14 protein-coding genes are annotated in these 16,311 nt (G+C 52.8%); 8 read left to right on the top strand and 6 right to left on the bottom strand.

What is annotated here, in order from left to right:
- Positions 1-2 precede the first annotated feature (2 nt).
- A complete protein-coding gene (locus GJ633_RS00735; protein ID WP_156586329.1) occupies positions 3-650 on the bottom strand; it encodes a BrxE family protein in 648 nt (215 codons plus the stop codon).
- Here GJ633_RS00735 and GJ633_RS00740 point away from each other — a divergent pair, their 5' ends adjacent.
- Together GJ633_RS00740 and GJ633_RS00745 are read left to right on the top strand one after the other, a co-directional pair.
- Entirely contained in the window at positions 651-2,084 is a 1,434-nt protein-coding gene (locus GJ633_RS00740) for a metallophosphoesterase (RefSeq protein ID WP_231741170.1), read from the top strand.
- Between the two features lie 116 nt (positions 2,085-2,200).
- Positions 2,201-4,792: a DEAD/DEAH box helicase gene (locus GJ633_RS00745; protein ID WP_122105586.1), complete on the top strand. Its 2,592-nt coding sequence runs from the start codon at positions 2,201-2,203 to the stop codon at positions 4,790-4,792.
- An 86-nt stretch (positions 4,793-4,878) separates the two neighbouring features.
- Here the strand turns inward: GJ633_RS00745 and GJ633_RS00750 are convergent, their stop codons facing one another.
- Positions 4,879-5,322, bottom strand: a complete 444-nt coding sequence (locus tag GJ633_RS00750; RefSeq protein WP_122105585.1) for a pyridoxamine 5'-phosphate oxidase family protein — start codon at positions 5,320-5,322, stop codon at positions 4,879-4,881.
- A 155-nt stretch (positions 5,323-5,477) separates the two neighbouring features.
- On the opposite strand from GJ633_RS00750, the gene GJ633_RS00755 reads away from it, so the two are divergent.
- The gene (locus GJ633_RS00755; RefSeq protein ID WP_156586331.1) at positions 5,478-7,148 is read left to right on the top strand and encodes an ATP-binding protein; all 1,671 of its coding nucleotides are present in this window, start codon (positions 5,478-5,480) and stop codon (positions 7,146-7,148) included.
- A 372-nt stretch (positions 7,149-7,520) separates the two neighbouring features.
- Positions 7,521-7,763, top strand: a complete 243-nt coding sequence (locus tag GJ633_RS00760; RefSeq protein WP_122105583.1) for a HalOD1 output domain-containing protein — start codon at positions 7,521-7,523, stop codon at positions 7,761-7,763.
- Between the two features lie 109 nt (positions 7,764-7,872).
- Here the strand turns inward: GJ633_RS00760 and GJ633_RS00765 are convergent, their stop codons facing one another.
- Together GJ633_RS00765 and GJ633_RS00770 are read right to left on the bottom strand one after the other, a co-directional pair.
- Positions 7,873-8,151, bottom strand: a complete 279-nt coding sequence (locus GJ633_RS00765) for a hypothetical protein (protein ID WP_122105582.1) — start codon at positions 8,149-8,151, stop codon at positions 7,873-7,875.
- 149 nt (positions 8,152-8,300) lie between these two features.
- Positions 8,301-9,062: a DUF429 domain-containing protein gene (locus GJ633_RS00770; RefSeq protein WP_122105581.1), complete on the bottom strand. Its 762-nt coding sequence runs from the start codon at positions 9,060-9,062 to the stop codon at positions 8,301-8,303.
- A 291-nt stretch (positions 9,063-9,353) separates the two neighbouring features.
- On the opposite strand from GJ633_RS00770, the gene GJ633_RS00775 reads away from it, so the two are divergent.
- A complete protein-coding gene (locus tag GJ633_RS00775; RefSeq protein ID WP_197431165.1) occupies positions 9,354-9,707 on the top strand; it encodes a hypothetical protein in 354 nt (117 codons plus the stop codon).
- A gap of 115 nt (positions 9,708-9,822) precedes the next feature.
- Here the strand turns inward: GJ633_RS00775 and GJ633_RS00780 are convergent, their stop codons facing one another.
- Together GJ633_RS00780 and GJ633_RS00785 are read right to left on the bottom strand one after the other, a co-directional pair.
- On the bottom strand, positions 9,823-11,181 hold the full coding sequence (locus GJ633_RS00780; protein WP_122105580.1) for a hypothetical protein: 1,359 nt from the start codon (positions 11,179-11,181) through the stop codon (positions 9,823-9,825).
- A complete protein-coding gene (locus tag GJ633_RS00785; RefSeq protein WP_122105579.1) occupies positions 11,171-13,981 on the bottom strand; it encodes an EVE domain-containing protein in 2,811 nt (936 codons plus the stop codon). The genes GJ633_RS00780 and GJ633_RS00785 overlap by 11 nt, the downstream gene beginning before the upstream one ends.
- Before the next feature lie 85 nt (positions 13,982-14,066).
- Between GJ633_RS00785 and GJ633_RS00790 the strand changes: the two genes are divergently transcribed.
- From GJ633_RS00790 to GJ633_RS00800, 3 genes are all read left to right on the top strand, one after another.
- Positions 14,067-14,315, top strand: a complete 249-nt coding sequence (locus GJ633_RS00790; RefSeq protein ID WP_122105737.1) for a hypothetical protein — start codon at positions 14,067-14,069, stop codon at positions 14,313-14,315.
- A gap of 138 nt (positions 14,316-14,453) precedes the next feature.
- A complete protein-coding gene (locus tag GJ633_RS00795) occupies positions 14,454-15,500 on the top strand; it encodes a hypothetical protein (RefSeq protein WP_122105578.1) in 1,047 nt (348 codons plus the stop codon).
- 32 nt (positions 15,501-15,532) lie between these two features.
- The gene (locus GJ633_RS00800; RefSeq protein WP_136516498.1) at positions 15,533-16,306 is read left to right on the top strand and encodes a hypothetical protein; all 774 of its coding nucleotides are present in this window, start codon (positions 15,533-15,535) and stop codon (positions 16,304-16,306) included.
- Positions 16,307-16,311: the final 5 nt, after the last annotated feature.

Here is a 16,311-nt window from a genome sequence, read left to right on the forward strand (position 1 = left end):
CCTCACGCGCTTTCCGATTTAAGTTCCGAGTTGAGTGGATAATACGGGACGTGTAGCCGTTCCGTATTTTGGCCGTAGCCACGCAACAGAGTGGCCAGCAGTCGCCATTTCTCTGCCTCAATCTCGGACTGGTCGAATCCATCTTCGCTGATACGATATGACTCACTCCCCGGATCGGGGAGTGAAATGGAAGCGGCGGAGATATTCGATGCCATCTGTTCAATAATCGGGTCCGCCCAATCGGTCTCTAGAGACTGGACAGAGAGACCCTCAAGGTCAGTCAATAACGGCTCATCGGAAGCGTTGAGGTCTTCGATGGCAGCTCCGAGTTGTGCTTCGAGCTTTGGACCGAACGAAAACAGCGAGATAGAATCCGCAGGGAGCACATCCGATTCTGCTTTCCGACCGACCTTCATTGCAAGGTTGATCTGAGACTGCAGCCGGGTTTTAGGAGTCACTTCTTCCAGTCTTGCTCGGCCAGTTTCTGAGAGAACGCGTGAGTCCCACCATCCTTGATTATTCGATTCACCCACGCGTTCGATCAATAACCGGGACCCGATGAGATCTAGAAAGAAGTCATCTTCCAGTCCCGCCTCGCGGAGATTCTGCCGTGTTGAGGTAAACACCTCGACGAGATCGTGTGAGGTCATATGTACATCCTCAAGTCGGGATGGCTTAGAACCAGCGCCTCAACTCTTGGAGCACGTAGTAGTATCTGGCTCGGTACGGAACAAATATCACCGTACGGCAGGGAGTTGTCGAGTACGATGGGTGCTGGGAATGAGTTGGTGGAGTTGTATGACGGTCTTTCGGTTCTCTATAGCTCGCTGCCTGAGGCGACGGAGTTGGAGTGGAAGCGAGCGGTGAAATCAGTCTTGTACGGTGGCGAGCTGTTGGCTGAAGAAGTGTCGTGTTATGGGGAACAGCAGAATAAGCGGAACCACAAGAAGCGGAAAGAGTACGTCCGCCGATATGGTGATGGGTCACGGATTACGGATTTTTCAGCCATCACGGTGGCGGAGCCACGGCCACAAGATCGGCAGTATGTTCCGCCCGGTGCGGTGATCCCGGTTGCACCAGAGTCTGGAGAGGTGCTCCCGGTACACGTCTCGACGAACGAAGTCGATCGAGCGATTTCATTATTGGCGGAATTCCCGGCTGAGCCGGCGGCAGATCGGCCGGGTGATGGTGTCGATGTGTTGCTTGATCCAGCTCGTGTTCGCCGTGCTCGGGAGAATACAGGACAGGGATCAGGGGGCGATGCGGTAACGGTCCTATTTGTGAGTGATACGCACCTTGGGTATGAGAATCGGGCGGTGACGGGGCGCGGCAAGACGGTGTCGTGGATCAGTGAGGTGTCGAGTACCGACGCGTTCACACGAATCGTGACGATTGCGATTGAGCAGGATGTTGATGCGGTTATTCATACGGGCGATATTGTCGATCACGAGGTTGACCAGGAAACTCTCGATAACGCTGCGGCGAGGCTGGAGCTATTATCCAAGGTAGGGATCCCAGTCTACTGTATCATTGGCTCACACGATCGAGATTCATACGCACCGCAACACGCGAATTCGAAGAATGGGATCGCGTGGTTACAACAGCAGGTTAGAAAGGGTACCCTCGTGGAACTCTCGACGAGTCCGACGCCGGTTGCTGGCGGGCCGCTTGACGCGTATGGGATTCCAGCGGGAAATACGGGGATCGACGACGTTGCGAAGTTCAAGCCTCTGGGATGGGAGCCATCCGATATGCAGTTCGGGTCGTCGTCACCCGAGCCGAACGTGCTCTGTCTCCATGACGGCGTCACACCGTACCGAGATCGGTCGACTGCTGATATTGATCTGGATCAGTTGCTTAGCCGGTCCGGAGTCTCGTTCGATTGTGTATTGATCGGGGATGAGCATCGACCGAAAGACGATGATTTTGATAACGGATATTCATTCCAAGCGAGAGACGGGACGCCAGTACTCTACACCGGACCAGCTATACGGATTAGTGAGCCATACCGTGATCACGAGTCATTCGTGACGGAGTTGACGTTCGCTGCTGATGGGGTCAGTACGACTCAACACTCTGTATGAGTGTGTAACCGTCTCTCGTAGCGATGCTGTTCTAGTCAGAGGCTTCAACGAACTGTGCGATCGTGAGAGTAAGACGCACCATCACACATATATGACACCGTCCAAGACTATTCGTAGTGCGACGATTTGGGGATCCTGAGTACTGGTCATTTACCGCATACCGCGATGATTTCCTTGCAGACCGCCCCACTATTGAGCAGCTTGCGATACTTGATGAGGAGATCGTCAATAAGGCGCTTCTGTCACGGTACCAAGGCCCGATCGGCCCGAATGAGTGGTCCTTTCTCGGGGGGTACTACGGTGAACTCTTTGGGAGCTTCGTATCTGAGCGCGTTGCAGGGCTTATCGATACGACACCGATTGAAACCCGAGAAGATCAGTTCCACGAGTTCCGGAAGGCGATCATCAGTTTGAATCAGCAGTTGTCGGCAGGTGGGTCTCCGGACGGCACGACGATTTCACGTCCAGCGGAACGCGTGCTCTTAAAACGGCTACGACAGGAGCGGTACGATCCGTCTGATCTGGACGTGTCTCATATTAGTCGTGGCAGCGGGCTGTATTTGCTTGAGTTGTTCGCAACGGCAGCCCAGCAGTCAGTGACGACCGAGACGGACCTGCTCGAAACGTTGCTGGCTCAGACTACTGCGTTCAAGGAGCTTGACAAAGCGGACGCCCGTGCGTTACTGACCCGACCTGTGCTGATGGTGTCTCTCTGGGAGAATCAGCGGGAAGGGCTTGACCACTGGCTTGCGAGCGACGGCGAGGGCATCCTTGAGATGGCGACGGCGACGGGGAAGACGGTTGCTGGCATCGCAGCGATCGCTAACCTGTGCGGTGACGTGCCGGAGAACCCTGAGCAGACCCCGCAGACTGACGATGCGGAGATTATGATCGTCGCGCATTCGAACGCGATCCTCAGTCAGTGGGAGCGAGAAATCCGAGACAGGCTTGGATTGACGACTCGGGCAGGCAGCGGTAGCGGACGCCCGGACAGGTTGTCGTTTTCGACGGCGACAGTGGAGTTTTACACCGCTCAGTCGCTGCTCCCGCGCTACGACCGTGATTTGGCCGATCAATACGATCTCGTGATTTATGATGAGGTACATCACTATTCGAATCTTGACGGTGGGTACGGCGAGGCGATACGCCGGCCGAATTACGACCGTGCGATGGGGTTATCGGCGACGATCGGGGAGCAAACAGACCCGAAGCGGGACCGGCTTGAAGAGATCCTCGCGCCAGTGGTCTATACGTATGATCTGCAGGACGCTCAACGTGATGGAGTGATCCCGGATTTCGAGTGGACTGTTCATCCGATTGGGTTGGATCCGTATGAGCGCGAGGAGTGGGAACAGGCGACTGAGTCCATCACGAATCAGTTCCGAGCACTCAAACACGACGACACGACAACGAAACTGCTCCGCCAGCTGAGTGTGCCGTTCACCCAGCTTGAGGACCTCGGTGATTTCATCCGCGCACACCGGGCGGCAGAACTCGAACTCAACGACGTGCCGGACTCATGGGGGCAGCTCCAAGCGGCGATTCAGAGTCGCAACTGGATCCGGCACCGGTCACAGCCGAAAATAGAAGGTGCAGTAACGCTGGCTCGTGAGTACCTCACCGGCGTCGATGACGGAGTCAAGTTGGTGATGTTCGCTATGGACATCGAAACCGCAGAGCAACTTGGTGAGGAGTTGGCCGACGCGACAGAGAACGTGTTCGTGGTACACAGCAAAATCGCCGCCTCTAGTAACAAGAAGGACCGGATGGTTAATCGCCGGATCGAGCAGTTCTCAGCGGCTGATCACGGTGTCCTCATCGCGCCAAAACTTCTCGACGAAGGGATTGACGTTCCGGATGCAGAAGTCGGGATTAACGTCTCGGGAACCAAGACGAAACTGCAACTCGTTCAGCGGATGGGTCGAGTACTCCGCCGCCACGGCGATCAGGAGCCACACTTCCATCACTTCGTCGCTGTGCCCGAAGGCGACGATCACCTCGCAGGGTTAGACGACAAGCAGTACGTCCAGCAGCGGCACTGGGTGCGTGAACTCGGTGAAAAGATCGGGCAACAGCCGACGATCGACGAGGCGAACGTCGACGAGGCGTTGCTCGCTCGTGCTGAGGCCCGCGGAAACGAACTGTGGGCGCAGGATCTACTTGATGATCTTGAAATCGAAACCGTTCAAGGGTCGGTTCGGATGGATGAGATCGTCGAGGGGCTAACGTCATCAGCGGTGCAAACACTACTCGATACCGTTGATTTCGACCACGATACTGTCGTTGAATCTGACTGGGAAACAGCAATGACACTACTCCGCACGAATGAGTCCCTCACACCAAAGGCACTGCAACGGACATGGTGGCTGTTCCCGGTCTACCGTAACCGACCGGACGAACTCCAAGAACTGCTCCGTAAGGTAGCTCAATACCGTACTGCGTCTGATGCAGCTGACGACTCCAGTACACCAACAGAAACGACGAGCGAGACGAGCACGCACCGGGGCAGCGAAACGTCCCAGGAAGGCTCAGAGAACACAGACGAGACAGAGGAGCCGTCAAGCAGAGGTGATACCCAGACATCTGACTCGCCAGCGCCGGATAAAAAGAGGACTTCCGTCGAGGCCAATAAACAGGATGCTGATGATTCTGGAGAGCAATCCGATGACGGAAGTGTCGTTAGTCGAATCAAGCGTCTTTTTTCGTAGTTACAACGAATAGAAGTGCCCTAGAACTATTCGAAAGGAGCCTACTCACACCGGCAAACATGGGTCACCCATCAGAACGCGCTTGCCTATCGGTCGTCAGGAGTAGGGGTGAAAGCACTGAACTGACGGCCGGATATTGCGGTCGGTTCTAAGCGGTAGTAGTCCATTGTGAATTCATCTGGGGTCGTTTCGGTGTAAACATTCAGAGTTGGAATAGAAGCATTTTCTGCGATTGCTGTGTCGGCCTTGGTTTCGTCCTCTCCAGGGACAGGTTCAATCGAACCCTGAACAAGGACGCTTCTTGTAGGGTTTTCGTCGTAGACCGTCAACGTCGCTGTCTCTGTCGTTTCGAGGAATCTCATCTTCTTGCTATTAGCGGTATAGACAAACTGAAAATACACTTTCTCACCGTCGTAGCCGAACGATTCTGGAATCGAATACGCTTCTGTACCGTCAGTAAGTGCGAGTACACCAACTCCAGACTCGTAAAGTAGTGTGTTAATCTCTTCCTGCGATAATTTATCAGTCATACTAACACGTAGTCGTCATCTAACGGAATATGTTTTGCTTATAGCTTGAACTGCGAGTGGTAGCTCATCTCAATTAGCAGAGAGAAGGTCAGATCGGTCTCTGTCAGAGTACTTGACCAACAGTTATTGATAGCTAGAGAATGTCTTTTATGAGAATGATAGACCCACTTCTTCTCGGTCATCTCATCATTTTCGCGCTGTCTGCGATTGCCTGTGTGGCTGCGATTCCTCAAGCACGGAAGATCCAGCATCCGGGGACACGGGAAGGGTTCGTTGTTTTCCTCGGTTCAGTCGCCCTGTGGTCTGGGGGATACATCGGCTACCTCATCGCACCGACACGGTCGGGAAAAGTTGCGTTCTATATTCTTGGGTTTGTGTTCGCATTCGTCGCTGTCGCGGCCTGGCTCTACTTTTGTGCTGCCTATACTGGCCGCCCACCGCGACACGCCCCGTTCCGGAATCTTATCCTCGGGACGTTCCTCTTTTTCATCGCGCTCAAAGTCACGAATCCACTCCACAATCTCTATTTTACGACCGAATGGGTCACTGAGCCGTTTCCACATCTCGTTATTCACCATGAACTGCTCTACTGGATCGTCTTAGGACTGTCATATGCCGCCATCACTGTCGGATTTTTCGTCCTTATGGAGCGATTCTATCATACTGGCAGTGACAGCCGTCCGCTCGTCGTGCTCGTTGGACTTTCAGGGCTCCCAGCTGGTGCAACGATCATTGGCGGCCAGATTGACTGGCTGCTCCCATTAATGTATGAGCCGCCTGGCGTCGCGCTCTTCGCCGTCGGAACGCTGTTTTTCTATAGACAGCGGTTTGAGGGGATCCGCCTCACTGGCGAATCAGACGAACCGGCGATCTTCCTCGATCAGGATACCTGTGTCCGGGATTACAACCAAGCAGCCCGTAGACTCTTTCCGGGGCTTGAGGAATCGTTTGGCAAACCTCTAACTGCTGTGAATACAGCACTTGCGGATCATCTCACGAAGCAAGACGTGCTGGCGATTACGCAGAATGACGAGACACGATATTATGATGTGTCAAGCACGCCGTTCTTAGCTGGTGAGGTGACGACGGGCCAGTTGGTGACAGTTACCGACGTGACCGAACGTGAGTCGTATCGGAAACGGCTTGAAGAGAAAACCGAACAGCTTGAAGCCTTGAATCGCGTGGTTCGGCATGACATCCGGAACGATATGGCGGTGATTCTGGGCTGGGCCGAAATCCTGGAAGACCATATCGATGAAGATGGAGAAGAAGCCTTAGAGCGAGTCTTACAGAAGTCCCGGCACGTGATTCAGTTCACTGAGGTTGCTCGTGACTTCGTTGAGTCACTCTCAGAGGATGCGGATGCTGAATTGGAACCAATCAAACTACAGCCGCTTCTGGATGCGGAACTCGCCGCAGTACGTGATTCGTTCCCGGATGCTCACTTTCAGGTATCGGGTGAACTCTGCGACGTATCAGTACTGGCAAACGAGATGCTCTCCTCGGTCTTCCGGAATATCCTCGAAAATGCGGTTCGACACAACGACAAAGAGACTCCTGAAGTCACGATTAGTTGCGAAGAGGATTCAGACACAGTTCGTGTTCGGATTGCAGATAATGGGCCTGGTATCCCCGATAACCAGAAAGACCAGATCTTCGGGAAGGGAGAAAAAGGATTAGACAGCCCCGGATCTGGGATTGGTCTGTATCTCGTTCATCTCTTAACCAATCAATTCGGTGGTGAGGTGTGGGTCGAAGACAAAGATCCCAATGGTTCGGTCTTCGTCGTCGAGCTACCGATCCATACACCGTTGAATAAGAGATGATTATTTGCAGGGTCTCCACCAGACACGTCCGGATCCGACTTTCTTAGTGCGGAGTTCACCTATGGATTCGAGGTCTTGTAAATAATTCCGAGCGGTATTGCGGTGTATATCGGTCTGAAGTTGTTTTGCGATTTGCGGAGCGGTGAATGGTTCGCACTTGTCGGAGTTGTCTTCGAAGATTGCTAATACGTCGTCTGTTGATGTGCTTGGAGTCCTTCCCGGCATAATGTCGCCTTGCACAATACAGAGAATGGCAACTCGCACTCCGGAGATCTGTATGTGCGCATCGACAAAAATTAGATTCAGGTCCCAAGGAGCCGGATATCGGGTTTTATGGCAAACGAACACATATCTACGGGCAGATGCGTAACGATGAGTGAATACGGAACTCCTACGGAACCGTCACCAAGTACGAAAGTCGTTGAGGCCGTCGCTGATGAATTGGATGTCGACCCGACTGAACTGGAGACTCCGCTTGCAGAAGCGATTGATACGGATGCGTTAGATAATCTCTTCAAAGGCCCGGGAGACTCTGTTGTGATTAGCTTCACTTACTATGGTTACCGAGTCGCCGTCGACGAAGATGGCAACGTTACTCTGACTGAAGACAGCTAACAGCAGAGGATGTCATAGAACGATTCCCAAGGTGTTGTTTACACCCGTAATTAGGAGAGTTAGTCGTTAGAAAGAACCTGTATATTTAGCGGCGGCCCCCCATAGATCGTTAGCCTTCCCTCATCAGGTGACGGAGATTCTGCTGAGTGTTCATATCCTCGTTGAATTCAAAGTCGGTTGCTTCGGAGATTCTCCGCATCGCATTTCTCGTATGTCCTACACAGATTTCGAGTTCTGCGATTGAACGAGTGTCTTCGCTTGCTTGTTTCTTGAATACGCGGCCGCTGTCATCCTCGAACTGGATTACAAGGTAGTGGCCGCCTTTATCGTCGCTAAATTCTTTGAACGAGTCTAACTTCTCCACAAAATCGTTCGCGTCACTTGGCATACCAGAGCCATATCTACTCTAACAACTTAGTGAATGTCATACAAAGACTCGCATACCGCTATTGGACTACGGATGAATCGATAGTTTCAGAGGCTGGACTGAGCGATTCTTATTTAATGTGGGAAGTCTTCTGTGACCCTCTCAACAGCTTAATCTAACTCTGAGGGGGAACGATAGGCCATTCGTTGCGGTGGGGTCGCGTCGGCGTCGTCGGTGAGCAACCAGAACTCATTCTCGGGTGCAGTTGCAGTATACATCGCTGCGAGGGCATCAAGTACGTCATCGACCTCGATCCCGGCAGCATCGTCGATATTGTCTTTGACTGCAGTGAGTGTCGCGCCAACGAGTACTGCTGCGTTGTCAACGACCGTGTCGAGGGCTTCGATACGTTCAGCGGCACCGTGGGCAGTCGTCTTGCTATACTGCGGTGGTGATCTGGAGAACACGGTGAAGCACAGTTCTGGGTGAACTTCGTAGAGTTTGTCCGTGGTATCCTGTGCACAGTCGTCGATGAAGTTGTTCACTTCGAGGATCTGGTTGCGGATGGCGTAGGCAGGTGGTTGGACGCCGACACCGTCTGTTTCTTCGGTTTGCGTAGCGGCACGACTTTTCTGGTTTACTTCCTCAGGAGTGTCAGCTTCGAGGGCTTCACGAACGGGGACACGAAAGACGGTTGAAGTACGGTCAAGATGCGATCGGCAATCCTTGTCGACGGCACGTTCGTTCGGGCCGGTTGGTAACCCGATCGGGATGTCGATACAAAGACGGTCAATATCGTGTCCATCATCGTAGTCTTCCCACACGTCTTTGATTGAGTCGTACGTCTCTGGATGTGGTGCAGCAGAGTTGGGTCGGTGTTCGAGGCAAAGCCAGTGGTCACCGGCCCAGTCGACCCCGAGCGAGGCGCTCATAAGTTGTACTATTACACAGTATTCGTATCAATCTGTCCGGCGATCATCCTATCCCCACAAGACATATAAATGAGCTTCCGTTTTTCACGAATGTAAGCACACCACCGGACACCTAACCCCAACTAATCTCAGGATGCAGAATCCCCGCATCCATAGTAATTTTCGGGAGCAGTCCGGATCCCACCCCCACCCCTGAGTACGGCTGCCGCTTCCAAGCGGAGTCAATACCAGCGGACGGGCAATCATACGCGTCCGAACAGCAGAAGGGCCGATACTCATACAGACCGGCAGATGAACAATCGAGAATCACAACAACAAACTATGACAACAGAAGAACACAATTCAACGACCGGGACTACGACTGATGCGCATCGATCGAGTGACGATAGTGATCTTGCTCGGAAGATGTCAGAAATAAGGTGTGAAATAAACGGTCGCGCTGCGGCCGCCGATGCTAAGCAAGAAGAAGAGCTTTACCGAATATTTTATCATCGCCTTACCAAAACCGAACGACATCTTGAGGCGATGCGAGTCGCCCAGGACCCGCAGTCCGAATTCTCGTTCGAACAGATACTCGATGAACTTGATGAGGAACTCGTGCCAGCCGGTAATGGTGCGACGTTAGAAACCTCTGACGAGTCGTAAAGGGGAACCATCCGTGTAGCGACTAGAGCTAACTAGGTTCGACGAGATGTGATTGTTGGGAGACTCTCCTGATATGAGATGTTTCAATACCCATTATATCTCGACCTCAGTCGACTTACGGCTTGATTGTAGGGCTATCAGGAAATGAATCAGCAGCGAACGAACGGAACAAATCAACATCGTCGGTGAGTAACTCGCTCCCGTTCAGGTGAATGAGCTCGTCAGCAGTACCGGCTGTTGAATACCCGTTCGTGATGAGGAGACTAGTGACCGGTAGATCTGGATTGTCAATGAGGTAGTCGTCGTGGTACGCAAACCGTCGGTAGGTAGCCAACTCCTCTAGTCCCTGCCGGAATGTTTGAGCTGCGGATGAGTACTTGACTTCGCCGAGAAGCACGGCGACGAGGTCGTCGTCTGGGGAACTCGTGTCGTAGATTTCGATAACGATGTCGGGGCGACCTCGATACAGAACAGGATCTTGATCGCTCCCAGTCAACCCGCGAAGTGCGTTGGTATAGTCGACGAGCGCGTCTTGGTAGCGTTTGAACGTCGGGTGGGCGGGTACAACGTCTGGGTCAAGGGTTTCGTGGAAGTCGATCGCGCCGTTCTGGTCGTGGAAAATATCGATGCGTCGGTCATCGGTTTCGAGTTGTGCCAAGGCGGTACTTTCACCGGCGATTGGATGAAGTCGTACACCGGGAGTTTCGTCGTTGAGATACCGGAGAATCCGGAAGATGCAGAAGAGTTCGAAGAGCGTTGGCGTGGATGCTGGAATGATGAGCGTCTCGGTCAGGAGCTTGGTGATGTCCGGATCGAATCGATTCGATTGTAATCGTTGGTACCGGTCGAGGAGTTCGTAGGCTTCCGTGTACAGGTCGAGGCGGGAGCGGCGGGCGGCCGTGAGGTCTTGGTCGGTGACGGAGATTTGCTGTCCGGGAGCGATACGGTTCAGGTGGACGTTCTGCTTGTAGAGCCGGTCAAAGTGGTCGATCTGGTCGTCGGTCCAATATTGGCGACGCCAGTCATACTCGACACCGCGGAGATCGGTCGTGACGGTACGATGAACCTGCCAGAGTAGACGTTTCAGAACACGGTTTTCAGCGATGTCGTACTCGGTATAGGGCGTATCGCAGACGAATCGGCTCTTATCGGCGTAGCCGCTGTCTGACCACGTCCGTAACGTCCCACTCCAATTGATAGAACCACGAACCTCACCTTGGGTGTCGACGTGTTCGCGTTGATTTTCGGTTTTGATCCGGCGGACTCGTTCTGGGAGCTTGCTAATGAAGTTGTGAACATCCTCACTCAGACAGAAATGGATGCGTTTGATTCGATCCCAGTCGTCAATGTCGAGGCCTTCGTAATCGAGTGACCGCGTGAGCACCCGCGGGTTGATCGCACCGCTCCGAAGATACGTGGCCAGTTCTTCAGTTGTGGCGTCGACGAGCGCGTCGGCAGTCAGGCTACGCGTCATCGTCGAAATTGATACCGAAGAAGTCAGCAGCTTTCTCCTTCAGTCGTTCTCCATCCAAGTCGAGATTGATGTCGCCATTTTCGGTGGGTACGTCGGTGTCTGTGAGCGAGCGAATCAGTTGTTTTTGATCCTCAGGTCGCATCCCTTCGAGCTGCGGGTACACGAGCGAGACAACGGCTGATGAGAGCGCTTCACTCTGGGTCCCGCCGGCGTGCTCAAAGGAGTCAAGGTACCGAATGATGTCGTAGACGATGGACGGTCCGATGACGCGGTGTTTGTTGATGCGCTGCCACAGCACAGTAATTACTGGGTACGACGCCTCAAGCACGGGGCGCAGTCCGGGGTTGTCAGCGAGCCATGCGGTCGAGTAATTATCGTCGGCATCTGGATCCAAGAGTGACGTGCGGACTGCGCCGTCGTCAGTGGTGAGTGGCGGGACACCGACGTGGATGAAATTGAAGCGGCGCATAAACGCGTAGGACATCTCATACAGCGAGGTTTTGTCATACGTGTTCATCGTAGCGATGAGACGCCACGACGGCGTCACGGGAAACGCATCCGGGTTCGCAATGATCTCAGCAAGCTCACCATCACTGGCGTGGTCACTCACAGAAAGCAGTTCGACGGTGCGCTCGCGTTCATACGGAAGTTCCGTGGAGTCACCGGAGAGAACGGAGAACAGTTGACCGAATGCTTTGTCGATGTCAGACCGGTTGATTTCGTCGATAATGAGCCACTCATTAACGATTCGGTCCTGCCGGAAGCATTTCAAGAACAGGCGAGGCTCAAACAACAGTTCCTGACCACCATCATTCGTGGACGGGACGTATCCACCGATCGTGTCGAAGGCGGTCCATTCTGAGGTGGCTGTCGTGAATCGGTACCCATCGACTTGCTCGTGGGCCGTTGCTCCGTCAGAAACCGCCTTGGCGAGTTTGGTTTTCCCGGTTCCTGGCGGCCCGGTGAAGATGATGTGTTTGCCAGAACGAAGCGACGCTTCGATTTCGCGTTGCAGTCGAGCGTCGTCTTCGAAGTAGAGCGTCTCTGGAATCTGCGCGTCGATCTGCGGTGGGGAGAGTTTCTGTTCGAACCTGTCCAATGCCTCTTGACTAACGCCATCTACTGCAGGCTCTTCCAGTGCGAGGATTGTCTCGTACTCATCTTTCGTCAGTGGGAACAAGCTACCCTGAGCCCCATTCGTAATCGGGGTCGCATCTTCGAGTTCCGGAATCGCATTCAAATCGCCCCACGTGATGCTCTCAATACGCCGATCAAACTGGATTCGAACACCAACATCAGATGTCGTCTCTTGGTCACTATCGGTGGTTTCCGGTTGTTCATCTGTCGTTGTGCCCCCTTGATGATCTCGCTCTGGCGGGATTACCTCGCTTACCGTACCTTCGGCCACGATTGCTTTGACCGGGGTAGACTCGTAGAACAGGACACGGTCACCGGGAGCAGCTGATCTGAATGCGTCGAACAGCCGTTTCTTGTTCCCCTTCTCGTTGTAGGCGTTATAGAAGATCTCGCTCCCGTCAGCAATATCGTCGACGGACCAGATAGAGGGATTGGCTGTCGCCCAAAAGTAGTTCGTCGCCTCGGATGGTGATGCTACCAAGTTGGACGTGTTGATACCCGCTGTCTCAAGCAGGTATCGGCCCGCTTCGGGCGTGAGGTGGCAAAGATACGCTTGAATAACATTCCCGTTCTTGTCGAGTGGATACCGCTCTTGCTCTTGTCGTACTTCGGAGTTCTGTAGTTCCTCTCGGAGTTCCACTAGTGGGAGCGGTTCGTCAAGACGGGTTGTATCGACATCGACGCGATAATACTCGCCGCCTTCCATCTCGGTGAGTCGTGCTTCGGTCGTGACGACGGAGCACGCACGAACTGCCTGGTTAGTGTAGTGGAAGATGATGTCGCCTGTTTCGAGGACCGTCAGATCGCGTTGCCACTTCTTATCTTGTGAGCGGAGAAATTCATCATTGAATTCGACCTCGCGGTTCTGGTTCACCCAGTAAAACGAAACATCGTCAATATCGAGGTCATCAACTGACTGTTCAGCTTCCGATTCACCCTCTAGCTCGGCTTCGTCTCCCTCTAGCTCGGCTTCGTCTAGTTCGGCAAGATCCTGCTGTTCGATCCAATTGAAGAAGCTATCTAAGTGACGGAAATCCTCATTGAATGGGTAGGAATCCCGCACCGTTCGGAATTTGTTTGCGTCTTCGATATACTGACGCAACTGTCTGGACATCCCGTAGCCGAAATATTTCTCCATACCAGTGCGAGACCGATCGTTACTGATCGGATATTTTGTTGGATGAACAAAATACAGAATAGGGGAAATGATACCGGCTTGAACTCCACCAATATCCAATGCGGCGAACTCTTCGACTGCCTCGTCGATTGTTTCTCTATCATCGGATTCGATCACCGTTTTGAGAAATTCGTAGGTCTCCTCTTCGTAGCCTTCTATCGGCACCGAGTACGTCCCCTTTCCGACGATTCCTGTCCCTTGTTCAATGCAGTCGTTGATTTCTGTCTTCGAGGCTGAGTCAATCGCAAGATCGTCGATCCGTTCTTTCTTCATTTCCAGACTCAGCGCATTGTCGTTCTGACACAGGTTGTACACCGTTCGCATCGCATACTCATCGATCGATCCGGTGTCAACGATCGCACGGACAAGTGTCTGTACGGCCTCGGATGTGTTCCTGACGTGTGCTTTGTCTTGTTCCCAGTCTTTGTTGGAGACGTACTCCTGTACGAGAGCGTCAATATCAAGCGACGAGTCAGCCTCGCTCATTACTCGCCTACTGACACGAGGGAGTCATAAATGCGTGCCTGTGAATCCACGATGCTATAGTAGCTGGCCCCGCCTAATGGAGATGATGGCGAGGTTCGCTGAGGGGGATCGTGTCCGAGTTGACATTCCTGATGAGACGGATCCAGAGCACAGCAGGTTCCACGGCGACCACGGAGAGGTTGTGAAGGTTCTCACCGACGATGCGGGGGTAGTGACTACGGACGAACGGGATTCACAGCTTTACCGTGTTGCCCTCGAAACCGATGAGACGGTTGACTTCCGCTGGCGGGATTTACGGCCACCGATAGACGACACATCGGAATCAGAAAACTGAGCGAGGTTACACCTTGATCACCAATCGTCAATCTGGACTAAGTGCGTATCTAAATTAGAACCCGTCAACAACATTAGTCACCCGCAAATACGCGTCATTTTGCCAAAAGTTTATGAGCCAGTCTTCTCTTGATTCGGTATGTCAGATATTACCACTGTTGAGGATGAATACGAGTATCCTGGGTGGTTAGTGTTTAACGGATTCTTCAAAACGACTGTTCATGGGGACGACGGCATGTCGCCACAGAAAATCGTAGACGCATTTGATGAGTACACGGAAGGAACCCCTAATGAACCAGACGAAGGGTTCAAACAAATTGACACCCCCGAGAAGCTCCAAATGATGACGGAGTTGAGTGAAAAGACGGAGAAATTCGCCCGGGGTCTCTATGCACTAGAGTACGTTGACGAGGACTGGGTAGAGACGTGGGGATACGATGAGAACGCTAACGAACAGATGTATTTCCACCCCAATCACGACAAGATCCGCATCTATTGGGATTACGTAAACGGCGTAATGATGTTCAAGGGACAAAAACGGTTGCTTGAACAAAAGCAGACTGACCTTTTGGGTGCGCTTTCTGGGGATATGAAGATGGACTCGGTTTCATTCGACTTTGATTTCTTTTTATGGATTCTCTACAAGCAGTACGCAGGCGAACCCCTGTCCTCTGATCTTCGTGTCCGGAAAATAAAACGCGCGTCAACCGTAGCCGATGTCGAAGGTTCTAGCGATAATATGGGTGTTGGACAGGTGAAAGACTCGCAGAACGTACTGCGGTCTGTACTGTTAATAGCACCCATTCTTTCAGGTAAACAGATTGACGGTATACAAGGGGATTTCATACTTGATGAGCATCAAGTAACAGCACTAATCGAGTTTGGTGGGAAGGTCCACGTCAAAGTTAGTGACAACCCGTTAAGTACTTTGAGCGACCTGCGGCGAATGGGTGTTTCTCTTCGGTTCCTCTCCGAACTGATTAATCTGTTCGACGACTGGGAACACCTCGATCCCGAAGATCGTTATCCACCACCGTCATTCTTCGATGCAATGGCGGATAACGCTGAAGAGGAAGGCTGGCCCCCTCGATTCGACGCAGAGGATGTGAAAGCCCGTTATGAACGTAAGCGCCAAGGGGTTATGGACGAAAGTACAAAATCAGTGCCCGCCGAAGACGTGTCATAACGAAAGGATACAGAAGCGAAATTCACGACATTATGTCCACAAGCAGGCTCGGTCGATCAGAGGGACTTGAAAAATACTGGTCCGAGCACCTTGGTGACCGGCCTGAGACTGATGTGGCTATCAAGTCTATCGACCGTGAACACGTGGAATCCTTTCCCGAAGTTGCGGACTATCCCTTCGATGGGCAAATAAAACTGACCGGGACCTTCGCGTTCGAGATCCCAAGCCGGAACAACGGTTCATTCACACAAACAGGGGAATACGAATACCGGACCGCATCAGAACTATTCCTTGTAGAGACCCCCACGGATCTAGTTGACGCAGAGGATGTGTTTACAGACCTGAATCAGCAACTTGCGTCCACTGCCGAGATACAGCGCGCATTGTCGCTCCCACGTGATTCCTTCTGGCGATTTATCGAAGAGGCAGATACTATTGAAACATTGATTCTCCGCGGCCGAGGGGGAACGTATGATGCAGCCAAACTTCTCTCTGTTCTCCAATACGATGATCCAGTCGAAACCTTACGTACGAATCCAGAGTTCAGTGACCTTCGATCCATAGAGGACATAGAAGACATCATTTCAGCTGTCGATACTCCGTCAGAGGTCGACGGCATACAGGACCTCAATATCGACATCTACAGCACTATTATCGATGAGGTGAAGGGAACGTACTGGTTCTGTGACCGAGCCGCAGATGTCTGGTACAAACGGGGAGTACTGCAGTTGGATGCCGAAGATGTTGACGCCCGTGAGTACGTGATTCAGCTTTTTGAGCGTGACGTGATCCACGGCGGAGTGTAGGGAGT

Origin of the sequence: Halorubrum sp. CBA1125, from assembly GCF_009742825.1 — an archaeon.
Taxonomy (GTDB): Archaea; Halobacteriota; Halobacteria; order Halobacteriales; family Haloferacaceae; genus Halorubrum.